We start from the raw sequence: 21,545 nt of genomic DNA, 5'->3' as shown, positions 1-21,545 counted from the left end.
CCAACTCACAGCACAATCCATCCGCCCCGCCGCCTGTCCAGACCACCGGAAGACCGCCGTGACCCAAAATCCGCAAACCGCCGTTATCACCGCCCACGGCCAGCCCTCCGCCCCCGCCCCGGCAGAGGCGGATCTGGCTGCCACTGCGGCGGCGGTGGCAGCGCATCTGCCGGGCTGGGATGTCCGTTCCGCCACCCTCGCCGCGCCCGGCCGGCTGGAGGAGGTGATGCAAGAGGGTGCCGTGGTCTATCCGTTTTTCATGTCGCGCGGCTATTTCACCAGCAAGGTGCTGCCCGCCCGCCTCGAGGGCCGCGCCTGCCGCATGGCCGCGCCGTTCGGCCTGGACAGCGGCCTGCCGGACCTTGCCGCAAACGCCGTGCGGCAGACGGCAGCAGACCGGGGCTGGCCGTTGGAAACCCTGAACCTGCTGCTGGCCGCCCATGGTTCTGCCCGCGGCGCGCGCGCCGCAGAGGCGGCAGAGGATTTCGCCGCCAGGCTCAGCCCCCTTCTGCCGGGCTGCACGTTGTCGCTGGGCTATGTCGAACAAGACCCGCGGATTGAAACCGCCGCCGCCCCCCTGCCTGCGCGGTCCATCTGCCTGCCCTTTTTCGCCCAGGCCGGCGACCACGTGAAACAGGACCTTCCGGAAGCACTGGAGGCCGCTGCATACGGCGGCACCGTGCTGCCGGTGGCCGGCGCCCTGCCCGGCGCTCCGGCGCTCATTGCCGCAGCCATCCGCGCAGCAAGCCTGGACCAAAGCGCCGGCGGGTGAGGTTTCGGGTGTGCAGCGGCCTTTGAATGCGCCAGGACCTGCCACAGGCACACAATACGGCAGAGCAGCACCGAACCGGCAGGACCTGCGGCGATCAAGAAAGTCTTCGACTTAGCGGCTTCAATACGCTACCCCGGGAGGCGGAAATACAACCCAAGAGGATTGTTTTGCTTTGCTTGATCAACCTATAAAGAATTTATTCTTGGGCAACACTTCGGATCACGATCTGTGGCTGAAGCATGATGCATCGGTGTTTTTTTCAGAGGCGGCTCCGAAAATCGAATCCGCCTTCTACCCTTTGTACAGATACGGGAACTATTACTCATTTTCAGTCTACCGGCTCGCCAGGCTGGTGGGTGAAGTTGAGCTTGATCCGGCTTTCTGCCGGGCCATTTCCTCCGGGTTCAATGATGTCTGCAGGCCCAACCCCGTTGCGATCAAGGGCATCGAGCGGCTCACCGGGAAAGTGCATTTCACCGGCCTGGAACGGGACAAGACGCGGTTCCTGGAACGCCTTGCCGCCGCGATGCAGGAAGATGCCGATCAGGTCGAAGCAGCAAACCCCGGCAAGACGAACATCATCCTCTGCGGCGGCAAAGACAGTCTGAATCTGCTGCTCCTGAAGTGGTCGAACCCGGTTGTTGCCTACAGCGCCGAGCCGAACTTCGAGCTGGTCAGAAAATTCTCCGTGGAAAACAGCCTCGGGATCGAGGTGAGACGGCTTGAGGATACAGAAGACCCGGACCTGAAGCAGCGGGAGATTGCAGAGGCTGCGGGCCAGGTTCATCACGGCAGCTGGAAATGGGCGGCTGCGCTTCGGGACATCGCGGAAGCCTGCGACCAAAACGCGGTTTTCTGGAAAGGCCAGCTCGGGGACATCTATCTGGCCCCGAACTGGCGCTTCTATTCGGCATCGCGCAGCACCTTCTACAAGAAGCTCCGGTCCGCCTACCGGATGGGGTGCCAGAAACTGCCGGCTTGCGCCCCCGTTGCAGACGCGCTTTTCGCCAAACACGCCATCCGGAGCACCGCGCACGGTGTCGTCGCCCGGGGCGCTGTGCTGCAGGGCTCCCACATGGGCTTCCTGCGCAGCATCTGCGACAGCCTCTTCGTGTCCGCTTACCATGGCGCAAACGTCACCCGCGCCCTGCGCTCCATGCACCTGCCCAGCCTGTCCGATCACGATCTGCGCCCGGACCTCGGGCGCCTGCTGCTCGGCCGGGACGTGAAGTATCCGGTTGCAAACCCGGGCCCCAGCCGCACCGCTTTCCGCGAAGACTGGCGGAGCATTCCCAACCTGGTGGAAGCCCTTCAGCATCATGACATTCGCGTCACCAATGCGCGGGACGTCCTAGGTTAGTCTTTTCCCGGATGAGATGCGGTATGATCACACCGCTGCGCAGCGCGACCTTAACCGAATTCCCTGCGAACCCGAGGGGTGCCGCCGGCTTTTGTTGGGCGAAATTCCCGCAAAAAAACGGCGGCGCCCCGATACGCCTTAAGCACCAAACGCGTTCAATTGAACGGGCAAGTAGTCATCTAAGACACGGCCACTACCGGTTTTTGGGAACTTCTCCCGCGGGCGAGTGCCTTGGAAGGTATTTTTTTGCGCAGCCCTTTCACCACAGCGTTGCCGCCAAGCAGTACATTGCTTCCGGCCCATGCCCGGAAAGATCACGGGTTGCCGCCAGTGGCTGGCCTTGCGTAAAGAAAAGCAAATTTGGCCGAGGCAAAGGCATTTGGCCTCTTGCGCCGACGCCGGGCATATGATTAATCACGCCTTACACCACGGATGGCGAGTTGGCGGAGTGGTGACGCAGCGGATTGCAAATCCGTGTACACCGGTTCGATTCCGGTACTCGCCTCCAATGACCATTTTTCCGATTTGTCCCAATAATATAAGAACTTGGAGTATTCCAAGGAGGATACTTCGGAGGATATTTGTGCCCGACTACCCCGCCACGTCTCTCGCCAAGAACAAAGGCAAGTACTACGTCTTGTTGACAATCCCGGCTGACTTGCGGGGGCATTTCAATGGACGCAAACAGCTTAAGCGGTCTACTGGGACCAGCGATTTAGGTGATGCCAAACGTCGCCAGCACAACATTGCAACTGAGCTTTACGCCCAACTGGACGCCTGCAAGCCAGACATGCGGGATATGATAAGCGATGCGCTGGGGTGGATTGGCGATGCTGCAGAGGTTCAAAGGCTGGAAGACAATGGTGATCTTGAGGGCACCATCATGGCCCACAAGTACGCTGAAGATGCCCATGACCTTGATGACCCGGACGACAAGGGCCTCGGAAACAAGGTGTCCACTCCGGGCACGGTTGCATCAAGGCCGGCGGTGAGCCGCCGTTCCGGAAGAACCGGTAAGGAGGCAGGCGATACGCCTGCCAAATGACAAGCGCCACCCGTGCCTCTGGCCAAGGGCGGTGCTTCTTTCTTGGAAAATTCTCACGGGCAGTCAGCCGCGTCAGAGCTTGGAAAGTCCCATCCAGCCCTGCCCCGCTATCCTTTCAGCTTGAACCGTTGGATCTTGCCGGTCTCGGTCTTCGGCAGCGCCCCGGTGAACACCACCGAGCGCGGGTACTTGTAGGGCGCAATTGTTGCCTTCACATGGTCCTGCAGCAGCTTGACCAGTGCCTCAGACGGCGCCTGCCCTTCGGCCAGCACCACATGCGCCTGCACGATCTCGCCGCGCGCCTCATCCGGCAAGCCAACCACCGCGCATTCCGCCACTGCCTCATGCGCCAGCAGCGCTGCCTCCACCTCGGGGCCTGCAATGTTGTAGCCGGAGGAGACGATCATGTCGTCATTGCGGGCCGCAAAATGCAGGTAGCCGTTTGCGTCCCGGATGAAGCTGTCGCCGGTGATGTTCCAGCCGTCCTGCACGTATTCCCCTTGCCGTTCATCGGCCAGATAGCGGCAGCCGGTCGGCCCCTTGACCGCCAGCCGCCCGGCCTCGCCGCGGGGCGCCTCATTGCCGTCCGCATCCAGCACCTTCACCTGATAACCGCCCACCGGTTTGCCCGTGCAAGCCGGCCGGTGATCGCTGAATCGGTTGGTGATGAAGATATGCAAGAGCTCGGTTGCGCCGATCCCGTCCAGCATCGGCTTGCCGGTCTTCTGCATCCATTCCTGATAGACCGGCGCGGGCAGAGTCTCCCCCGCTGAAACCGCCGCCCGGAGCGAGGACAGATCCGCCCCCTCCTCCATCGCCCGCAGCATCACCCTATAGGCGGTGGGCGCGGTAAAGCAGACGGTGGCCTTGTACTTCTCGATGATCTCGATGAGATTCGGCGGAGAGGCATTTTCCAACAGCGTCGCCGCGGCGCCAAAGCGCAGCGGGAAGATCGCCAGCCCGCCCAGACCGAAGGTAAAGGCCAGCGGCGGCGAGCCGACAAACACGTCCTCCGGCTGCACATCCAGCACTTCGCGCGCATAGCCATCGGCGATGATCAGCAGATCGCGGTGAAAATGCATCGTTGCCTTGGGCGACCCGGTGGTGCCGGAGGTGAACCCCAGCAGCGCCACGTCGTCGCGGCCGGTCTTCACGGCTTCGTAGGCAACAGGTTTCTCCAGCGCCAGCCGGTCCAGTTCCGCGTCGTGGTTGGAGGTGCCGTCAAAGCCCACAACGGTCTTCAGAAACTTCGATTCCTTGGCGCAGGCCACCAGTTCATCCTTCAGCCTTGTGTCGCACAGCGCGTGGGAGATCTCGGCCTTGTCGACGATCTTGGCCAGCTCCCCCTTGCGCAACAGCGGCATGGTGTTGACCACCACCGCGCCCGCCTTGGTTGCCGCCAGCCAGCAGGCCACCATCGCCGGGTTGTTGGCGGACCGGATCAGCACCCGGTTGCCGGGCTTCACGCCCAGGTCCTCGGTCAGCACATGCGCCAGCCGGTTGGTCCAGTCCGCCAGCTCCTTGTAGGTGCGGTAGCGCCCGTTGCCGATCAGCGCCGTATGGTCGCCGAAGCCCTTTTCCACCATCGCATCGGTCAGCTCGACCGCGGCGTTCAGGTACTCAGGGTACTGGAACCCCTCCAGCAGGAACTCCGGCCACTGCTCCTTGGGCGGCAGGTTGTCCCGGGCGAATGTGTCTATATGCGCGGTTGGTCCCAGCATCTCAATTCCCTCCCTGAAAGGCGCCGAGCGCCTGGCGCGCGATCACCACCCGCTGCACGTCCGAGGCGCCCTCGTAAATCCGCAAGGCCCGGATATCGCGGTAGAGCTCCTCCACCTTCTGGCCCCGGCGCACGCCGTCGCCGCCATGCAGCTGCACAGCCTTGTCGATGACCTGCTGCGCCTGATCGGTTGAAAACAGCTTGGCCATCGCCGCCTCGCGGGTAACACGCGCAGCACCGGAATCCTTGGCCCAGGCGGCGCGGTAGACCAGCAGCGCGCTGGCATCCACATCCAGCGCCATATCGGCGATATGCCCCTGCACCATCTGCAGATCGAACAGCGGCGCCCCCTGCACCTGCCGCGCGGCCACCCGCGCCAGCGACTCGTCCAGCGCCCGGCGGGCAAAGCCCAGCGCCGCCGCTGCCACGGTGGAGCGGAACACATCCAGCACCGACATCGCAATTTTGAAGCCCGCGCCCGGCTGCCCCAGCAGCGCCGATTTCGGGATCCGGCAATCTGTGAACCGCAGCGTCGCCAGCGGATGCGGCGCAATGGTTTCCAACCGCTCGGCAACCTCGAACCCCGGCAGCCCCGCAGGCACGATAAAGGCGCTCAGCCCCTTGGCGCCCGGCGCCTCGCCGGTGCGGGCAAACAGCGTGTAGACATCGGCAATGCCGCCGTTGGAGATCCAGGTCTTCTCGCCGTTCAGCACATAGTGGTCGCCATCCAGCGCGGCGGTCATGGTGGAGTTCGCCACATCCGACCCCGACTGCGGCTCAGTCAGGGCAAAGGCCGAAATCGCCTTGCCCGCGCGCGTCAGCGGCAGCCATTCCTGCTGCTGCGCTTCGGTGCCGAACAGCGAAATCGCCCCGGTGCCCAGCCCCTGCATGGCAAAGGCAAAATCCGCCAGCCCGTCATGGCGCGCCAGCGTCTCGCGGATCAGGCACAGGCTGCGCACGTCCAGCTGCTCGCCCGCCATCGAGGCGGAATGCTGTGTCCAGCCGCCCTCGCCCAGTGCGGCCACCAGCGCCCGGCAAGCGGCATCGGTGTCGGAATGATCAATCCCCGCCAGATGCGCCGCGGCCCAGGCCTCCAGCTCCTCAGCCAGCGCCCGGTGCCGGTCCTCAAAAAACGGCCAGTTCAGAAACGTCCTGTCCGCCATCGCGCGGCCCTCCCAGTTTCATCTTTCCCAAAATACTCCCGCCGGAGACTCCCGCGCCCTCCTCCGGCGCGGGCTCCAGCGGTGTTACACTTCAGTCGCCCTCAAACAGCGGCTTTTCCTTGTTCACAAAGGCATGGTAGGCGCGTTCGAAATCCGCCGTCTGCATGCAGATCGCCTGCGCCTGGGCCTCGGCCTCGATCGCCTGCTCGATCGACATCGACCATTCCTGCGCCAGCATGGTCTTTGTCATCATGTGGCCGAAGTTCGGACCCGCCGCGATCCGTGCGGCCCAACTCTGCGCCTCCGCTTCCAGTTCGTCCGCCGCAACCAGCTTGTTGTGAAAGCCCCAGGCGTGGCCCTCCTCGGCGCTCATCGACCGCCCGGTATAGAGCAGCTCCGCCGCCCGTCCCTGACCAATGATCCGCGGCAGGATTGCGCAGGCGCCCATGTCGCAGCCCGCAAGGCCGACACGGGTGAACAGAAACGCGGTCTTGGCCTCCGGCGTGGCAATCCGGATGTCCGAGGCCATGGCGATGATCGCACCTGCGCCGACGCAGATGCCGTCTATCGCCGCAATCACCGGCTTGCCGCAATTCACCATTGCCTTGACCAGATCGCCGGTCATCCGGGTGAAGGCGAGAAGCTCCTTCATGCTCATCTTCGTCAGCGGCCCGATGATGTCGTGCACATCGCCGCCGGAACAGAAATTGCCGCCGTTGGAGGCAAAGACCACCGCCTTGACCCTGTCGTCATAGTGCAGGTCGCGGAACCAGTCGCGCAGCTCCGCATAGCTGTCGAAGGTTAGCGGATTCTTCCGCTCCGGCCGGTCTAAGGAAACCGTGGCAATGCCATCCTCGATCCGGCACAGGAAATGGGTCGCACCTCTCCTCACCATTATACCTTGCCTCCTTCTTCCAGCCGCTGCGCCACGGCTTCAAGGCTCTCGGCAATGCCTTGCGCCTCATCCGCGGTCAGCCCGTCAAAGGCCGCGTTAATCCAGCCCTCATGCGCCTCCGCCTGGCGGGAAAACTCGGTTTTGCCCGCCTGCGTCAGCCGCACCAGATTGGCGCGGCGGTCGCCCTCGACCTTCTCGCGCTGCACGTGGCCGTCCTCGACCAGCCGCTCGACGATGCCGGTCACATTGCCGTTGGAGACTTTCAGAACTCCCGACAACTCGCTCATCTTCAAGCCTTTTTCATGCTGCATCAGCGCTGCCATCACGTCAAACCGCGGCAGCGTGGTTGCAAAATCCCGCCGCAAGTTCTCGCGCACTTCGCTTTCCACCGCCTTGGTGGCTTTCAGCACCTTCAGCCACAGCCGCAGCCGGTCTTTTGATGTCGTGCTCAAATCTCCCCTCCCGACACGCTCATTGCGTGCCCATTGACTGAGGCCGCGCCTTCAGATGCCAGAAACACCGCCGTGGCCGCCACTTCCTCCGGCGCGATCAGCCGCTGCATCGGGTTGCCGCCAACCACCATCTTCAGCGCCTTCTCCCGCGGTATATCATGCCTGGCCATCAGCCCGGTGATCGCACTCTCCGCCATCTCGGTATCAACAAACCCGGGGCAAATCGCATTGCAGGTGATCCCGCGCTTGGCCACGCTCTGCGCCACCGACCGCACCAGCCCCAGCACCCCGTGTTTGGAGGCCGCATAGGCCGGGATCTGCGCCCCGCCCTGCAAGGATGCGGTGGAGGCAATGGCAATCAGCCGCCCGCCGGGTTTCATCTCCGCTCGCAGCGCAGCCCGGAACGTCAGGAAGGTTCCGGTCATGTTCACCGTCAAGGTGCGCTGCCATTCCTCCAGCTCAACGTCCTCGATCCGCGCCGCAACGCCGGTGCCGGCATTGGCAATCACTACATCGTAAGGCGTATCAAACAACGCCTCCACCTGCGCCTCATCCGTCACATCCGCCACCCGGATCTCCAGCTCCAGCCCTTCCGCCGCCGCCTCCAGCGGTTCCCGGCGGCGCCCGGCGATGGTGACATGGCAGCCGTCCGCGGCAAAGGCATGGGCAATCGCCTTGCCGATCCCCGTACCGCCGCCCGTGACCAGAACCCTGCGTGTCATGCCCGGATCACCTCCGCCTCGCGGTCGGCCAGCCGCCATAGCTGATCGCGGCCCGCCAGATACGGCAGCGGCCAGTCCCCGTGCCGGTCGCCGATCCGCGCCGCCTCATGCAGTGTCCAATAGGGATCAGCCAGATGCGGCCGCGCCACCGCGACCAGATCGGCCCGCCCCGCCATCAGGATCGAATTGGCATGATCCGCCTCATAGATGTTGCCGACCGCCATGGTGGCAATCCCGGCCTCGTTGCGGATGCGGTCGGAGAACGGCGTCTGGAACATGCGGCCGTAGACCGGCTGCGCATCGGTGGAGGTCTGCCCGGCCGACACGTCGATGATATCCGCCCCGGCCGCAGTGAAGGCCTTGGCGATCTCCACCGCCTCCTCCGGCGTCACTCCCTCGTCGCCGACCCAGTCATTGGCGGAGATCCTGACCGACATCGGTTTCCCTTCCGGCCAGACCGCGCGCATCGCCTGGAACACCTCCAGCGGGTAGCGCAGGCGGTTCTCCAAGGAACCGCCGTACTCGTCGGTGCGGATGTTCGACTTCGGCGAGATGAAGGACGAAATCAGGTAGCCGTGCGCCGCATGGAGTTCGATCATGTCAAACCCGGCGCGCTCCGCCATCTGCGCCGATGCGGCAAATTCGTCCCGGATTTGATTCATTTCCGCCCGCGTGATCTCCCGCGGCGCCGGGTTGTTGTCCGACCACGGGATGGGCGAGGCTGAAACCGTCTCCCAGTTCCCTTCCGGCAAGGGCGCGTCCATTTCCTCCCAGCCCAGCTGGGTCGATCCCTTGCGGCCCGAATGGCCGATCTGGCAGCAGATCTTGGCGCTGGTTTCCGTATGCACGAAATCCGTAAGCCGCTTCCACGCCGCTTCATGCTCCGGTGCATAAAGGCCCGGACAGCCTAGCGAGATCCGGCCTTCGGCTGACACACAAGTCATCTCGGTATAGACCAGTCCCGCCCCGCCCTTGGCGCGCTCGCCCAGGTGGACGAAATGCCAGTCCGTCGGGCAGCCCTCCACCGCCTTGTATTGCGCCATGGGGGAGACCACGATCCGGTTCTTCAACTCCATATCCCGCAGTTTGTACGGCGCGAACATCGGCGGCCGCACCGGTGCGTCCGCCGGCGCGCCTGCCTTGTCCTGGAACCACTTCTCGGCGCTCTGCAGCCACTCCGCATCGCGAAGGCGCAGGTTTTCGTGGGAAATCCGCTGCGAGCGGGTCAGCAGAGAGTAATTGAACTGCACCGGATCCATATCCAGGTAGCGCTCGACTTCCTCGAACCACTCCAGCGAGTTCCGCGCCGCCGATTGCAGCCGCAGCACATCCAGCCGCCGTTCCTCTTGATAACGCTCAAAGGCGCGCTCCAGCGTCGGCTCGGTGCTGACCAGCTCCGCCAGCGCAATCGCACTGTCAAACGCCAGCCGCGAACCGGACCCGATGGAAAAATGCGCGGTGGCGGAGGCATCGCCCAGTAGCACCACATTCTCGTGATGCCATTTCTCGCAGAGCACCCGCGGGAAGTTGATCCACACCGCCGCCCCGCGCAAATGCGCCGCGTTCGACATCAGCGCATGGCCATCCAAATGGTCGGCAAAGATCTCCTCGCAGGTGCGGATGATCTCTTCCTTGCTCATGCCCTCAAAGCCCCAAGCTTCCCAGGTCTCGGCCGAGCATTCGACAATCACCGTCGCGGTATCGGCGTCGAACTGATAGGCGTGGATCCACATCCAGCCGTGCTGTGTCTTCTCGAAGATGAAGGTGAAGGCATCGTCGAATTTCTGATGGGTGCCCAGCCAGATGAACTTGCAGGGCCGCACGTCGATTTCCGGTTTAAAATGCTCCGCGAACTCATTGCGGACACTGGAATTCAACCCGTCGCAGCCGACCACCAGGTCATAATCCTTCTGGTACTCCGCGGCAGGCTTGGCCACAGTCTCGAACTGCAGATTCACACCCAGTTCCCGCGCCCGGTCCTGCAGCAGCAAAAGCATCTGCTTGCGCCCGATCCCGGCAAACCCATGCCCTCCCGACACCGTGCGGGCGCCATTGTGCACCACCGCGATATCGTCCCAATAGGCAAAGTTTTCGCGGATCGCCTCCGCGCTCTTCGGATCATTGGCGCTCAGGTTTTCCAGCGCGTCATCCGACAGCACCACGCCCCAGCCGAATGTGTCATCAGGCTTGTTGCGCTCGACCACTGTGACCTCGGCCTCCGGCTGCCGCAGTTTCATCGAGATGGCAAAGTAGAGGCCGGCAGGCCCTCCTCCCAGACAGACGACTTTCATGATCATCCCTTCCCGCTCAGCGCACGTCTCTGAGGATCAGGATAAGCAGGTCCTGAAAAACTTCAAGCCTAAAGTTTTAAGCTTGAAATAATTGTATTGACCAGACCCACCAGCCCTGCCCCGGCCCCGCCGAGGCAGAATAATTGTTTCGCATAAGCCCGGGCCGTGAGCGGAGCCCGGTGCCGGGCAACAGGTTTCCCGCCCCGGCAGACGGGGATTACAGCCCGCGCAGGTATTCCATCACCGCCGGGCGCACTGCCTGGTCGCCGCGGTGGCGGGCATCCGAGATGATCTTGCGCAGCTCGCCCAGGTCCACTCGCATCAGCAGCGATTTCACCGGCCCGATGGAGGCCGGGCGCATCGACAGCGTGCGGATGCCCATCGCCGCCAGGCAGACGGCCTCGACCGGGCGGCCCGCGTCCTCGCCGCAGAAGCTCAGCGGCGTGCCGGAGATCGCGCAGCGTTCCACGATCCGCTCGATGAAGCTCAGGAAGCTCACGTTCAGCGTGTCATAGCGGCGGCGCACCCGCTCATTCTCGCGGTCGGCGGCAAAAAAGAACTGCTTCAGGTCATTGCCGCCAATCGAGACAAAGGCCACCTCGTCAAAGAACTTCTGCGGCGCGTAGGCCAGCGAGGGTGTCTCCAGCATCGCGCCGATCTTCAGATCCGCCGGCAGCACATGGCCCAGGATGCGCTCGCGCTCGATGGTCTTTTCGACCTCCGCCCTGGCGGAACGGTATTCCTCGAACTGGGCGACAAAGGGGAACATGATCGACAGCGGCCGCCCTTCGGCCGCGCGCAGCAGCGCCTGCAGCTGCATCCGCATCACGCCGGGCTTGTCCAGCCCCACCCGGATCGCCCGCCAGCCCAGCGCCGGGTTCGGCTCATCGGTGGGCTTCATGTAGGGCAGCACCTTGTCGGAGCCGATGTCCAGCGTGCGGAACACCACCGGCTTGCCGTGGGCGGCATCCAGCACCCGCTTGTACAGCGCAACCAGCTCCGACCGCTTCGGCATCTGGTTGCGCACCAGGAATTGAAGCTCGGTGCGGAAAAGGCCCACTCCCTCGGCGCCGGAGCCGTCCAGCGACGGCAGATCGGCCATCAGCCCCGCGTTCATCACCATGTTGATGCGCTGCCCGTCGATGGTGACAGCGGGTTTGTCGCGGATCGAGGCATAGCGCTCCTGCGCCTTGGTGTGCATCGCGATCTTGTCGCGGAAGGCGCCGACAACCGTGTCATCCGGGCGCAGGTGCACCACCCCCTGATCGCCATCCACCATGATGTGGTCGCCGTTCAGCGCCTCGGTGGTGACCCGCTTGGCATTGACCACCAGCGGAATCGCCAGCGCCCGCGCCACAATCGCCGCGTGAGAGCCGACAGAGCCCTCCTCCAGCACGATACCGCGCAGGTTGCGGCCGTATTCCAGCAGGTCGCCGGGGCCGATGTTGCGGGCAATCAGGATCGGGTTTTCCGGCAGCTCCGCGCCGGTATCAGCCCCTTGCCCGGTCAGGATCCTCAGCAGCCGGTTCGACAGATCATCCAGGTCGCTGAGCCGTTCGCGCAGATACGCATCCTGCACCTGGCTCATCCGGGTGCGGGCCTGGGACTGCTCCTTTTCCACCGCAGCCTCGGCACTCAGACCGCGGGCGATGTCCTCTTCCATGCGCCGCATCCAGCCCTTGGAGTTGGCGAACATCCTATAAGCCTCAAGGACTTGCAGCTGCTCCTTGTCGCCGTTGCGGGACACCTCCAGCATCTTGTCGACACCGACCCGCAGCTCCTCAACCGCATCGTTCAGCCGCTCCAGCTCGCGCTGCGGATCATCGGCAATCGGGTTGGTCACGATCACCCGAGGCTCATGCAGCCAGACCAGGCCCTCTGCCGCGCCCTCTTGGGCTGAGGTGCCGTGGATCAGGACCGCCTGCTGGTGCAGCGGCGACAGCGCCGCGCCCTCGCCGACAAAGGCGCCCAGCTCGGTCATCTCGGCGATCACCATCGCCACCACTTCCAGCGCATAGACCGCATCGGCGGAAAACTCGCGCGCCTCCTTGGACTGCACCACCAGCACGCCCAGCATCTCGCCCAGCCGCTGCACCGGCACGCCCAGGAAGGAGGAATACCGCTCCTCGCCGGTTTCCGGCATATAGCGGAACCCCTTGGCGTTGGGCGCATCCGGGGTGTTCACAACCTTGCCATAGCGCGCCACCCGGCCGACCAGGCCTTCACCGATCCGCATCCGGGTCTGGTGCACCGATTCGATGTTCAAACCCTGAGTCGCGCACAGCTCCAGGGTCTCGTCGTCGCGGAACAGATAGACCGAGCACACCTCGGTCCCCATGCTGTCGGCGATCAGATGGGTGATCTTGTCGAGCCGCGCCTGGCCGGCATCATCACTCGCCATCGCCTCGCGCAAGCGGCCCAGAAGCTTCCTGCTTTCGGATTCCGTGGTATCGGCCATTCTCACCCTCTCCCGAGGTTTCTTCCCTGCACACTGCCGCCCTGATTGCTCTGCCGGAACGGACACCGCCCAGAGTAGTACGCCAGTGCTCTCTCCTCCACCCACTTGTCCCACCCCGGCGGAAAAAGTCCAAGTGTTTTTGCAGCATTGCCCGCAATCAAAGCATCCCGCCGCAGCCTTGGGCAGAACATCGCCCGCCACAGGGCGCACATGACAAAGGCGCCCGAACGGCGCCTTTGCAAATTCCAGAAAATTCCATCCGGATAAGCGGTTAGCGGGCTTTTTCCAGCTCGAACGCGTCATGCAGCGCCTGCACGGCCAGCTCCATGTACTTGCGGTCGATCAGCACCGAGATTTTGATCTCGGAAGTGGTGATCACCTTGATGTTGATGCCCTCATCCGACAGCACCTTGAACATCTTGGCGGCCACGCCGGACTGCGACCGCATGCCGATGCCCACCACCGAGACCTTGGCCACATCCTTGTCGGCCAGCAGCTCGGAATAGTTCAGCTCGCCCTGTTCCTTGATCGCCATCAGCGCTTTCTCGGCGCGGGCCACCTGGTCGGTCGGGCAGGAGAAGGTCATGTCGGTGCGGCCGTCCTCGGAGACGTCCTGCACGATCATGTCGACGTTCACGCCCGCATCGGACAGCGTGGTGAAGATCGTCGCCGCGATGCCGGGGCGGTCGGCCACCGACTGCACGGTCAGCTTGGCCTCATCGCGGGAGTAGGCAACGCCGTTTACAACATTGGATTCCATGATTTCCTCCTCGTCGCAGACCAGGGTTCCGGCCTCGTCGGACTGTTCCTCAAAACTCGACAGCACGCGCAGCTTCACCTTGTAGCGCATTGCCAGTTCAACCGAGCGGGTTTGCAGCACCTTGGCCCCCAGCGAGGCCAGCTCCAGCATTTCCTCAAACGCAATCTTGTCCAGCTTGCGCGCCTTGCCGCAAATCCGCGGGTCGGTAGTATAGACGCCATCCACGTCGGTGTAGATATCGCAGCGCTCCGCATCGAACGCCGCGGCAAAAGCCACCGCCGTGGTGTCGGAACCGCCGCGGCCCAGGGTGGTGATGCGGCCCTCCGGGCTGATGCCCTGGAAACCGGCAACAACCGCCACCTTCATGCCTTCGGCAAACTTGGCGTTGATGTTTTCCGGCGGGATCTCCTCGATCCGGGCCTGGCTGTGCGCAGAGGTGGTCATCAGCGGCACCTGCCAGCCCTGCCAGCTGCGCGCCGGAATATCCATTTCCTGCAGCGTCAGCGCCATCAGGCCCGCGGTCACGTTCTCGCCCGATGACACCACCGCATCATACTCGCGCGCGTCATACAGCGGCGAGGTCTCACCGACCCAGCCGACCAGCTCGTTGGTCTTGCCGGACATTGCCGACACGATGACGATCACGTCATACCCCTTGGCCACTTCGACGCCGACGCGTTTGGCGGCGCGGCGGATGCGGTCCAGGTTGGCGACAGACGTGCCGCCGAATTTCATCACAAGTACGGGCATATGGAACGGGTCTCCCTGCGCTTGCGGGTTTCGGTCCCGTGCCTCATATGCGAGCCGCCCCCCAAGGGCAAGTGCGCGCAGGCCTTCCGGGCAAGGAAGCTGCGGCCCCGGCGCGGTTTCCAGCGCGGCAAAGCGCCACAAGGCGCTGCAGGCGCAACTTCTGCCAAACCGGCCCAAGGTCAAGGCGGGCAGTTTGCCCGCCACCGGTCAGGAGCGCCAGAACCGCACGGTCAGGATCGCATACACCGCCATCAGCTCCAGCCGCCCGATCAGCATCGCCGCGCTCAGGATCCATTTGGCCGGATCATTCAGGGTCGAGAAATTGCCCGCAGGCCCGATAATCTCGCCCAGGCCCGGCCCGATATTGGCCACTGCCGTCGCCGCGCCGGATACCGCGGTTATGAAGTCCAGCCCGGTAAGCGCCAGCGCCCAGGCCACAAAACCCAGCGTCACCACGAAGAACATGAAAAAGGAGATCACCGAGCTCAGCACCTCGGTATCCACAGGCCGCCCTTCGTAACGGGTGATGAACACCCCGTGCGGCGAGCGGATGCGCTGGATCTGCACCTTGATCGAGGCAAACAGAAGCTGATAGCGGAAGATCTTCACCGAACAGGCGGTGGAACCCGCGCAGCCGCCGATCAGCCCGGTGAAGAAGAAGATCATCACCAGGAAGCTGCCCCATTGCATGTAGTCCGCGCTGGCATAGCCGGTGCCGGACATGATCGAGGTGATGTTGAACAGGGCCGAGCGCAGCGCCTCCTCGCCGCCATGCGGGCGCGCGTAATACAGCACCGCCGCCGCCACCGCGACCAGCAGCCCCAGTGTCATCATGAAACCGCGGATCTGGCTGTCGCGCAGCAGCGGCGTGCCATGGCCGTTGATCAGCTGCACATAGCGGACAAACGGCAGAGCCGCCAAAATCATAAAGACGGAGGCGGCATATTCCACCGGCCCGGCAAAGGCCCCGAACGACGCGTCGTAGTTGGCAAATCCGCCGGTCGCGATGGTGGTCATCGAATGCACCAGCGCATCAAACGGCCCCATCCCCATCATCATGTAGACCAGCATGCAGGCCATCGTCAGAGACACGTAGATCAGCGAGATCTGCTTGGCGATCGCCTGCGCCCGCGGCAGGATTTTCCCAAAGGTGTCAAAGCTTTCCGACTTAAAGATCTGCATCCCCCCGACCCGCAGCTCGGGCAGGAACACCATCGCCACAACAATGATGCCGATGCCGCCGACCCATTGCAGGATGCCGCGCCACAACAGCAGCCCGCGCGGCAGATTGTCGAGACCGGAAATCACCGTGGAGCCGGTGGTGGTCAGCCCCGACATCGCCTCGAAGAAAGCGTCGACAAACCGCAGTTCGGTCTCCCCCAGCATCAGCGGCACCGCCCCGAACAGCGGCAGCGCCACCCAGACCAGCGTGGTCAGAAGGAAGGTCTGGCGGATGCTCAGCCCCTCCTTCACCCCGTTGGCACAGCTCAGGGACAAAAGCCCGCCCACCAGGATGGTGAAAACGGCGCTTTCCAGGAACACATGCCATTCGCCCCGGCCGTCCAGCAGGTCGACCAGCAGCGGGAACACCATCATGGCTCCCAGAATGACGACCAGCAGGCCGATGACATACCCAACCGGGCGGAGATCCAACATGCGGCGCAGCGTTGGCCCCCCGCGCGGCAGGTGTCAAGTGGGCGGGTTTATTCGCCGCTGCCGCGGGGGCCCGAAGCGTTGCGCTGCGGCATCTGCGGCGGCGTCGCGGGCTGGCGCGGGCGCTTGGCGGATGCGTCCTGCCCGTCCTGTCCCTTGGACGCGGTTGCGGGCGCCGGTGCCGGGGTGCTGGCCGTGTCCGGCTTCGCTGCAGGTGCCTGCGCCCCCTCACCGCGGCGGGCGGCGGAGACGCTGCGGAACTCCGCTGGCTTCGTCTCCGCCTTCTCCCCGGCAGTTGTTCCGTTCCGGTTTGCCGGCTTGGCAGCGGCCGGCGCCTGCGCAGCTTTCGCGGTTTCCTTGGCTGCTTCCGGTTTAACCGGCGCCGCCTTGGCGGTTTCCTTGACCGGCGCCGACTTGGAGACTGCCTGTTTGGCCGGCTCCGCCTTGGCGGCGGCCGGTTTGACAGTCTCCGGCTTGGTTCCGGCAGGGTCGGCCACCGGCTTCACCGCCTTGGGGGCCGCCCGTTTCCGCGCAGGCGCCTTGCGGGCAGTTGTCTTGCGCGCAGCGGGTTTGCGGGCCGCAGTCTTGCGTGCTGCGGGCTTCTTGGCTTTGGCCTTTTCCGCCGCCGGTTTCGCCGCCGGAGCCGCCGCTGCGGCCTCTGCTTTCAGGTCCGCGTCCGCAGCCGCCGGGGCAGCCTCCGCGGCCGGGGCTGCCTCCGGTGCGGCAGCGGCATCCCCTGCTGCAGGCACACCCGCCTGCAGCAGCCGCCGCTGGGCTTCCATCATCGAATGCGCCAGCCGCATCTGCTCCAGCGGCGCCTGCAGCGCGGCCTCTGCCGCCTGGCGCCACAGTTTCATCTGCAGCCCGGCCGCATAGCCTGCCCATTCATGCGTCTTGACCGTCAGGCCGGGGATCTTGTGAAAGCTCGTCATTTGTTACTCCTAAAGTCCTGCACTGCACTTGCCCCGGGACAGCACTGCAGCATCCGGGCAAAGAAAACAGGGAGCGGGCGCCGGATGTGCTCCGGGCCTGATGCAGCGGAAAACGGGCCGTCAAATGCAGACACCTGCGCGCAAGCTCCCCTCGCCCCCGGCAGGACGGCCGGGGGGATTCGATTTGACGCTAGCATGAACTTCTGCACTGCGGCATAAAAAATGCGGCAATGCAGAAATTGCCGCACACCTCAACGCTGACCCGGCGGAAACCTGCCTGAAATTCAGGCAGGTCCAGGCGACTTAGCCCTGGTGGATCAGGGTCGAGAACAGTTTCGGGTCCAGGCTCATCGCCTTGAACAGCGGACCTTGGGTCAGCACGCTGACCGCATCATGGCTGTGCAGGCTTTCCTGATGGCTGGCGACCACCCGGAAATCGCCGATCCTGGCATCCGCCTGCAGCGCCTCGCAGAACAGCCGCGCCGCATCCTCGACAAAGATCGGGTTGGCGGCATTGAGCTCGGCAAAGGCCTGTTCGTCTTCGCGCTTGACCATCACCTGGGTTTCGGTCGGCACCGCCTTGCGGCACAGCTCGATCAGGTCCTCGAACCACAGGCACTCGCTGCCCGGCACCGACTGCACAGAAATCCGCGCCACCGAGCGCTGCGAATGCGGCGTCGCCAGCTGGCCGCGGGCCTGGCGGGCGTGCTCCGACAGCTCCAAGGAGCACGGGCAGGTCGAGGAATAGACATAATCCAGGTGCATGATCTTCTCACGCACCCCGTCATGGTCCACCAGCTCCAGCGCAAAGTCGTAATACTGGTAGCCGCTGAGGCCGGAGCGCAGGCTGTTTACCCGCGCCGGGAAGGAGAACCGCATCTGGATGCGCGCATCCGGGCTGTCCAAATCGCTCAGGTAATCATCCAGCGCATTCGCCATCACTTCGAAACTGAAGGTGCGCTCCGCATGCTTGTAGAAGGTGCGCATGATCCGGGACATGTTGATGCCCTTCTTGCCCGCATCCAGGGACACGGTGCCGGTCACGCTGGTCTCCAGCGTCAGGTCGCCGTCGTCGCGGGTATGAAAGCGGATCGGCAGCCGGAAATTGGAAATCCCCACATGCTGGATCTGCTCCTTGGCGCCGCGGATCAGGCTGGTCGGCCCGTTCTGCAGGTCGGGCAGCGTCGCGCGGTAGGCTTCGTCGGATTTGAAATCCTCCGGGTACTGCCGCGACAGCTCCGGGTAGTTGCCCACCTCACGGCCCGGCAGCAGCCGCGCCACCGCCGGGTCCAGCTCGGCAATCTCGGTCTCGGTCACGGTGCCAGCCCAGGCCCGCAGCACATCCAGCGCGGCGGCAGCGGCCTCGCGGTCCGGCGCTTCAGCAGCGTCGCGGTTATGAATGTTCATCGGCGTTTCCCCCAGTGATACGGCCCATATAGGGTGCGGCAGGCCACCCTCATATACTGTTACGCGGCAATTTTCAAAACGGATCCGCCATTTGCGGCAGAACCGGCGCCTTATCGGACCCCAAGCACCTCCGCAAGGGTCCGCAAGCGGCGCGAGCGCGACTTGTAATGGGCGGTGACCAGCACATAGGGCCGCGGCATCTCCAGCACCGGTCCCTTCAGCCGGTGCAGCCTGCCCGCGCGGATTTCCCCGCCCACCACCTGCTCCGGCAGCAGCGCAATCCCCAGCCCCGCCTGCACCAGCGCCACCACCGAGGGCACCGACTGCCCGATCACCGCCGCCGCCGTGTCCTCGCGAGCTATCCCGTGCTGAACAAAATACTGCCGCCAGCCCGGCACCGAGGAAATCGTTTCGCCCCAGCTGACCTCCACCAGCGGCGCCGTCCGGATGTCCGTTTGCGGGTCTATGCCAACCGGCACCAGCTGATCCGTGAACAGGGCCTGTGTCCGGTGCTCGGGATGCTCGCCGCCATAGGTCAGCCGCGCATCAATGCCCTCGGCCTCCAGATCAATCCGGTCGTCCTCGATCCGCAGCCGCACCGGCACATCGGGCCGGGCCTCTGCAAAGGCCTTCAGCCGCTCCGGCAGCCATAGCTGCGCCAATGCGGGCGTGGCCGAGATCACCAGCGGCCGCCGGGTCCCGCCCTCGGTCAGCGCCTCTGTGAAACTGGCAATCTCCGCCAGCGACATCGCCGCCTTCTGGTAATAATCCCGCCCGGCATCGGTCAGCCGCACCTGATTGGCGCGGCGGGTGAACAGCTTCAGCCCCAGCCACTCCTCCAGGTTCTTCACCTGCATCGACACCGCCGCAGAACTGACGCCCAGCTCCGCCCCGGCAGCCGAAAAGCTCCCGGTGCGGGCAGCGCATTCAAAGGCGCGCAGGGCGTTCAAGGGCGGCAGTTTCATGGCGGCACAGTGCAAGAAAATCTTATGCTCGCCAAGATATTTTATAGTGGTCAGATCCGCAGCCGGGGCGCAGGCTTGGGAAAACACGAAAGATCCCAAGGAACACCCCATGCGCGACATTCTTGATCTCGACCGTTACCCGCTCGACCGCCCCGGCACCCCGGAATGGCAGGCCCTGGTGGACCGCTGCCGCGCCGAACTGGCGGCGGACGGCATGTTCAGCCTGGAGGGGCTGATGAAACCGGAAGTCGCCCAAAGAGCCGCTGATGCGCTGAAGGGCAAGTTCGAGACCGAAAGCTTCCACCACAAGCGCTGGCACAACATCTATTTCAAGGACGCGGTCGAAGGCCTGGCGCCGGACCACCCCGCGCTGCAAAAGGTCGAGACCTCGAACTTCACCCTCTGCGCCGACCAGTTCCCGGACTCACCGGTGCTGCGCCTGTACGATTGGCCTCCGTTTGCGGAATTCCTCGCCGCCACCATGGACAAGCCCGCGCTCTACACCATGGACGACCCGCTGGCGCGGCTGAACATCATGTCCTACGGCGCAAGCCAGGCGCTGAACTGGCATTTCGACCGGTCCGAGTTCACCACCACCATGCTGCTGCAAGCGCCCGACCAAGGCGGCGAGTTCATCTACAGCCCGGAACTGCGCACGGATGACGACCCGAACTACGAAGGCGTCGAGCGGCTGCTGGCGGGCCAAGACCCCAACATGCGCACAATCACCCTTGATCCCGGCACCCTCAATATCTTCCGCGGTAAGAACTCACCCCACCGGGTCGGCACGGTGAAAGGGGACAAGACACGGGTGATCGCTGTCTTCACTTTCTACGAAAATCCGGGCGTGCGGTTCACCGACGCGGAAAACATCGGCTTCTACGGCCGCGCGTCATGACCGAAGTGGCCGTTTTCAAGGACGAGCGCAAACGCACCTTCCTGAATGCGGAAGGAGCCGACAAACCGTTGAAATCCCCGCTGAGCCAGGACGTTCTGGACCGCGCCCGCGCCTACCGCCTGCAGCGGCTGCGCGATGAAATGGCCCGACAGGACGTGGCGGGTCTCCTGCTCTATGACCCGGTCAACATCCGCTATGCGTTCGATTGCTCCAACATGTCGGTCTGGACCGCCCACAATCCGATCCGCTACGCGCTGATCCTGAACGGCGGCCCCGGCATCATGTTCGAATTCAAGGGCTGCGAGCATCTGAACGACGGACTGCCCGGCATTGACGAGGTCCGCAATGCCATCGGCTGGATGTTCATGTGCGCAGGCGACAAAGCCGCGGACCGGCTGACGCCCTGGGCGGCGGAAATCGCCGATCTGGTCAAGCAATACGGCGGAGGCAACATGCGCCTCGGCGTCGACCGGATGGAGCCCGAGGGCGTGCACGCCCTGTCAGAGCAGGGCCTCCAGGTCATCGACGGCGGCCGGATCACCGAGACCGCCCGCGCCATCAAATCCGCCGATGAAATCGAACTGATGCGCTGGACCATCCGCGTTTGCGAGGCCGGCATGGCGCGGATCTACGAACACTCTGTGCCAGGCGTCACCGAACAGGAGCTCTGGGCGCATCTTCACTTTGAGAACGCCCGCTCCGGCGGCGAGTGGCTGGAAACCAAGCTCCTCACCTGCGGCCCCAACACCAACCCCTGGTACAAGGAATGCTCCGCCCGCGAATGCCGCACGGGCGAAATGATCAGTTTCGACACCGACATGATCGGCCCCTACGGCTATTGCGCCGACCTTTCCCGCAGCTGGACCTGCGGCTATGCGCCGATGAACGGCACGCAAAGGCGGCTGTATGCGGCAGCGCGGGCGCAGATCGACCACAACATGGCGCTCTTGCAGCCCGGCCTCAGCTTTGCCGAGTTCAACGCCAAGAGCTGGCAGATCCCCGAACCCTATCAACCCTACCGCTATTCTTTGGCGGCGCACGGCGTGGGCATGGCCGACGAATGGCCGGTGGTGCCGCTGAATTTGGATTTTGAGGGCGCCCATGGCGGGTGCTTCGAGGAGAACATGGTGATCTGCATCGAAAGCCTGATCGGCGAGAAAGGCTCCGAGTCGGTCAAGCTGGAAACCCAGGTGCTGGTCACCGCGGACGGGCCGCTGCGGCTCGACAGTTTCCCCTGGGAGATGTGACCCAGATAAAAACGAGAGGGGGCTGTCTGCCCCCTCTTGAGCCTCCGGCTCAATT

At 64.1% G+C, this 21,545-nt stretch carries 17 protein-coding genes and 1 tRNA gene; 6 read left to right on the top strand and 12 right to left on the bottom strand.

The window, feature by feature from the left end:
- Positions 1-58 precede the first annotated feature (58 nt).
- The 4 genes from AB1A62_RS18950 to AB1A62_RS18935 all read left to right on the top strand — a co-directional run bounded on the left by AB1A62_RS18950 (position 59) and on the right by AB1A62_RS18935 (position 3,177).
- Positions 59-772 carry a CbiX/SirB N-terminal domain-containing protein gene (locus AB1A62_RS18950; protein WP_366663048.1) on the top strand — a complete coding sequence of 238 codons (714 nt, stop codon included), beginning with the start codon at positions 59-61 and terminating at the stop codon, positions 770-772.
- A 202-nt stretch (positions 773-974) separates the two neighbouring features.
- Positions 975-2,132: a hypothetical protein gene (locus AB1A62_RS18945; protein ID WP_366663044.1), complete on the top strand. Its 1,158-nt coding sequence runs from the start codon at positions 975-977 to the stop codon at positions 2,130-2,132.
- A 434-nt stretch (positions 2,133-2,566) separates the two neighbouring features.
- A tRNA-Cys gene (locus AB1A62_RS18940) sits at positions 2,567-2,640 on the top strand.
- 75 nt (positions 2,641-2,715) lie between these two features.
- Positions 2,716-3,177: a DUF6538 domain-containing protein gene (locus AB1A62_RS18935; RefSeq protein WP_366663043.1), complete on the top strand. Its 462-nt coding sequence runs from the start codon at positions 2,716-2,718 to the stop codon at positions 3,175-3,177.
- Between the two features lie 107 nt (positions 3,178-3,284).
- Here the strand turns inward: AB1A62_RS18935 and AB1A62_RS18930 are convergent, their stop codons facing one another.
- From AB1A62_RS18930 to AB1A62_RS18875, 12 genes are all read right to left on the bottom strand, one after another.
- Complete coding sequence (locus tag AB1A62_RS18930) at positions 3,285-4,898, bottom strand: AMP-binding protein (RefSeq protein WP_366663042.1); 1,614 nt, start codon at positions 4,896-4,898, stop codon at positions 3,285-3,287.
- Between the two features lies 1 nt (position 4,899).
- Positions 4,900-6,060: an acyl-CoA dehydrogenase family protein gene (locus AB1A62_RS18925; RefSeq protein ID WP_366663041.1), complete on the bottom strand. Its 1,161-nt coding sequence runs from the start codon at positions 6,058-6,060 to the stop codon at positions 4,900-4,902.
- A 91-nt stretch (positions 6,061-6,151) separates the two neighbouring features.
- A complete protein-coding gene (locus AB1A62_RS18920; protein WP_366663040.1) occupies positions 6,152-6,955 on the bottom strand; it encodes an enoyl-CoA hydratase family protein in 804 nt (267 codons plus the stop codon).
- The gene (locus AB1A62_RS18915) at positions 6,955-7,407 is read right to left on the bottom strand and encodes a MarR family transcriptional regulator (protein WP_366663039.1); all 453 of its coding nucleotides are present in this window, start codon (positions 7,405-7,407) and stop codon (positions 6,955-6,957) included. The genes AB1A62_RS18920 and AB1A62_RS18915 overlap by 1 nt, the downstream gene beginning before the upstream one ends.
- Complete coding sequence (locus tag AB1A62_RS18910) at positions 7,404-8,129, bottom strand: SDR family NAD(P)-dependent oxidoreductase (RefSeq protein ID WP_366663038.1); 726 nt, start codon at positions 8,127-8,129, stop codon at positions 7,404-7,406. Before AB1A62_RS18910 ends, AB1A62_RS18915 begins: the two co-directional genes overlap by 4 nt.
- Positions 8,126-10,420: a bifunctional salicylyl-CoA 5-hydroxylase/oxidoreductase gene (locus AB1A62_RS18905; protein WP_366663037.1), complete on the bottom strand. Its 2,295-nt coding sequence runs from the start codon at positions 10,418-10,420 to the stop codon at positions 8,126-8,128. The genes AB1A62_RS18910 and AB1A62_RS18905 overlap by 4 nt, the downstream gene beginning before the upstream one ends.
- Before the next feature lie 217 nt (positions 10,421-10,637).
- Complete coding sequence (gene ptsP, locus AB1A62_RS18900) at positions 10,638-12,878, bottom strand: phosphoenolpyruvate--protein phosphotransferase (protein WP_366663036.1); 2,241 nt, start codon at positions 12,876-12,878, stop codon at positions 10,638-10,640.
- Between the two features lie 271 nt (positions 12,879-13,149).
- Positions 13,150-14,388 carry an aspartate kinase gene (locus AB1A62_RS18895; protein ID WP_366663035.1) on the bottom strand — a complete coding sequence of 413 codons (1,239 nt, stop codon included), beginning with the start codon at positions 14,386-14,388 and terminating at the stop codon, positions 13,150-13,152.
- 207 nt (positions 14,389-14,595) lie between these two features.
- On the bottom strand, positions 14,596-16,044 hold the full coding sequence (locus tag AB1A62_RS18890; protein ID WP_366663034.1) for a TrkH family potassium uptake protein: 1,449 nt from the start codon (positions 16,042-16,044) through the stop codon (positions 14,596-14,598).
- Positions 16,045-16,091: 47 nt separating this feature from the next.
- Complete coding sequence (locus AB1A62_RS18885) at positions 16,092-16,973, bottom strand: hypothetical protein (protein ID WP_366663033.1); 882 nt, start codon at positions 16,971-16,973, stop codon at positions 16,092-16,094.
- Positions 16,974-17,276: 303 nt separating this feature from the next.
- Complete coding sequence (gene folE2, locus AB1A62_RS18880; RefSeq protein WP_366663032.1) at positions 17,277-18,380, bottom strand: GTP cyclohydrolase FolE2; 1,104 nt, start codon at positions 18,378-18,380, stop codon at positions 17,277-17,279.
- A 110-nt stretch (positions 18,381-18,490) separates the two neighbouring features.
- Positions 18,491-19,345, bottom strand: a complete 855-nt coding sequence (locus tag AB1A62_RS18875) for a LysR substrate-binding domain-containing protein (RefSeq protein ID WP_366663031.1) — start codon at positions 19,343-19,345, stop codon at positions 18,491-18,493.
- A 109-nt stretch (positions 19,346-19,454) separates the two neighbouring features.
- Between AB1A62_RS18875 and AB1A62_RS18870 the strand changes: the two genes are divergently transcribed.
- On the top strand, positions 19,455-20,243 hold the full coding sequence (locus tag AB1A62_RS18870) for a 2OG-Fe(II) oxygenase (RefSeq protein ID WP_366663030.1): 789 nt from the start codon (positions 19,455-19,457) through the stop codon (positions 20,241-20,243).
- The gene (locus tag AB1A62_RS18865) at positions 20,240-21,490 is read left to right on the top strand and encodes a Xaa-Pro peptidase family protein (protein ID WP_366663029.1); all 1,251 of its coding nucleotides are present in this window, start codon (positions 20,240-20,242) and stop codon (positions 21,488-21,490) included. Before AB1A62_RS18870 ends, AB1A62_RS18865 begins: the two co-directional genes overlap by 4 nt.
- Positions 21,491-21,545: the final 55 nt, after the last annotated feature.

The organism is Leisingera sp. JC11 (assembly GCF_040704725.1).
Classification (GTDB): Bacteria; Pseudomonadota; Alphaproteobacteria; order Rhodobacterales; family Rhodobacteraceae; genus Leisingera.
The sequence above is the reverse complement of the archived record's forward strand: the minus strand, read 5'-3'. Positions and strand labels throughout refer to the sequence as shown.

Bases quoted from the DNA above. Each gene is read 5' to 3' on its own strand.
- AB1A62_RS18930 (WP_366663042.1), bottom strand. From the start codon at position 4,898: ATGCTGGGACCAACCGCGCATATAGACACATTCGCCCGGGACAACCTG.
- AB1A62_RS18925 (WP_366663041.1), bottom strand. From the start codon at position 6,060: ATGGCGGACAGGACGTTTCTGAACTGGCCGTTTTTTGAGGACCGGCAC.
- AB1A62_RS18920 (WP_366663040.1), bottom strand. From the start codon at position 6,955: ATGGTGAGGAGAGGTGCGACCCATTTCCTGTGCCGGATCGAGGATGGC.
- AB1A62_RS18910 (WP_366663038.1), bottom strand. From the start codon at position 8,129: ATGACACGCAGGGTTCTGGTCACGGGCGGCGGTACGGGGATCGGCAAG.
- AB1A62_RS18905 (WP_366663037.1), bottom strand. From the start codon at position 10,420: ATGAAAGTCGTCTGTCTGGGAGGAGGGCCTGCCGGCCTCTACTTTGCC.
- ptsP (WP_366663036.1), bottom strand. From the start codon at position 12,878: ATGGCCGATACCACGGAATCCGAAAGCAGGAAGCTTCTGGGCCGCTTG.
- AB1A62_RS18895 (WP_366663035.1), bottom strand. From the start codon at position 14,388: ATGCCCGTACTTGTGATGAAATTCGGCGGCACGTCTGTCGCCAACCTG.
- AB1A62_RS18890 (WP_366663034.1), bottom strand. From the start codon at position 16,044: ATGTTGGATCTCCGCCCGGTTGGGTATGTCATCGGCCTGCTGGTCGTC.
- AB1A62_RS18885 (WP_366663033.1), bottom strand. From the start codon at position 16,973: ATGACGAGCTTTCACAAGATCCCCGGCCTGACGGTCAAGACGCATGAA.
- folE2 (WP_366663032.1), bottom strand. From the start codon at position 18,380: ATGAACATTCATAACCGCGACGCTGCTGAAGCGCCGGACCGCGAGGCC.
- AB1A62_RS18875 (WP_366663031.1), bottom strand. From the start codon at position 19,345: ATGAAACTGCCGCCCTTGAACGCCCTGCGCGCCTTTGAATGCGCTGCC.
- AB1A62_RS18870 (WP_366663030.1), top strand. From the start codon at position 19,455: ATGCGCGACATTCTTGATCTCGACCGTTACCCGCTCGACCGCCCCGGC.
- AB1A62_RS18865 (WP_366663029.1), top strand. From the start codon at position 20,240: ATGACCGAAGTGGCCGTTTTCAAGGACGAGCGCAAACGCACCTTCCTG.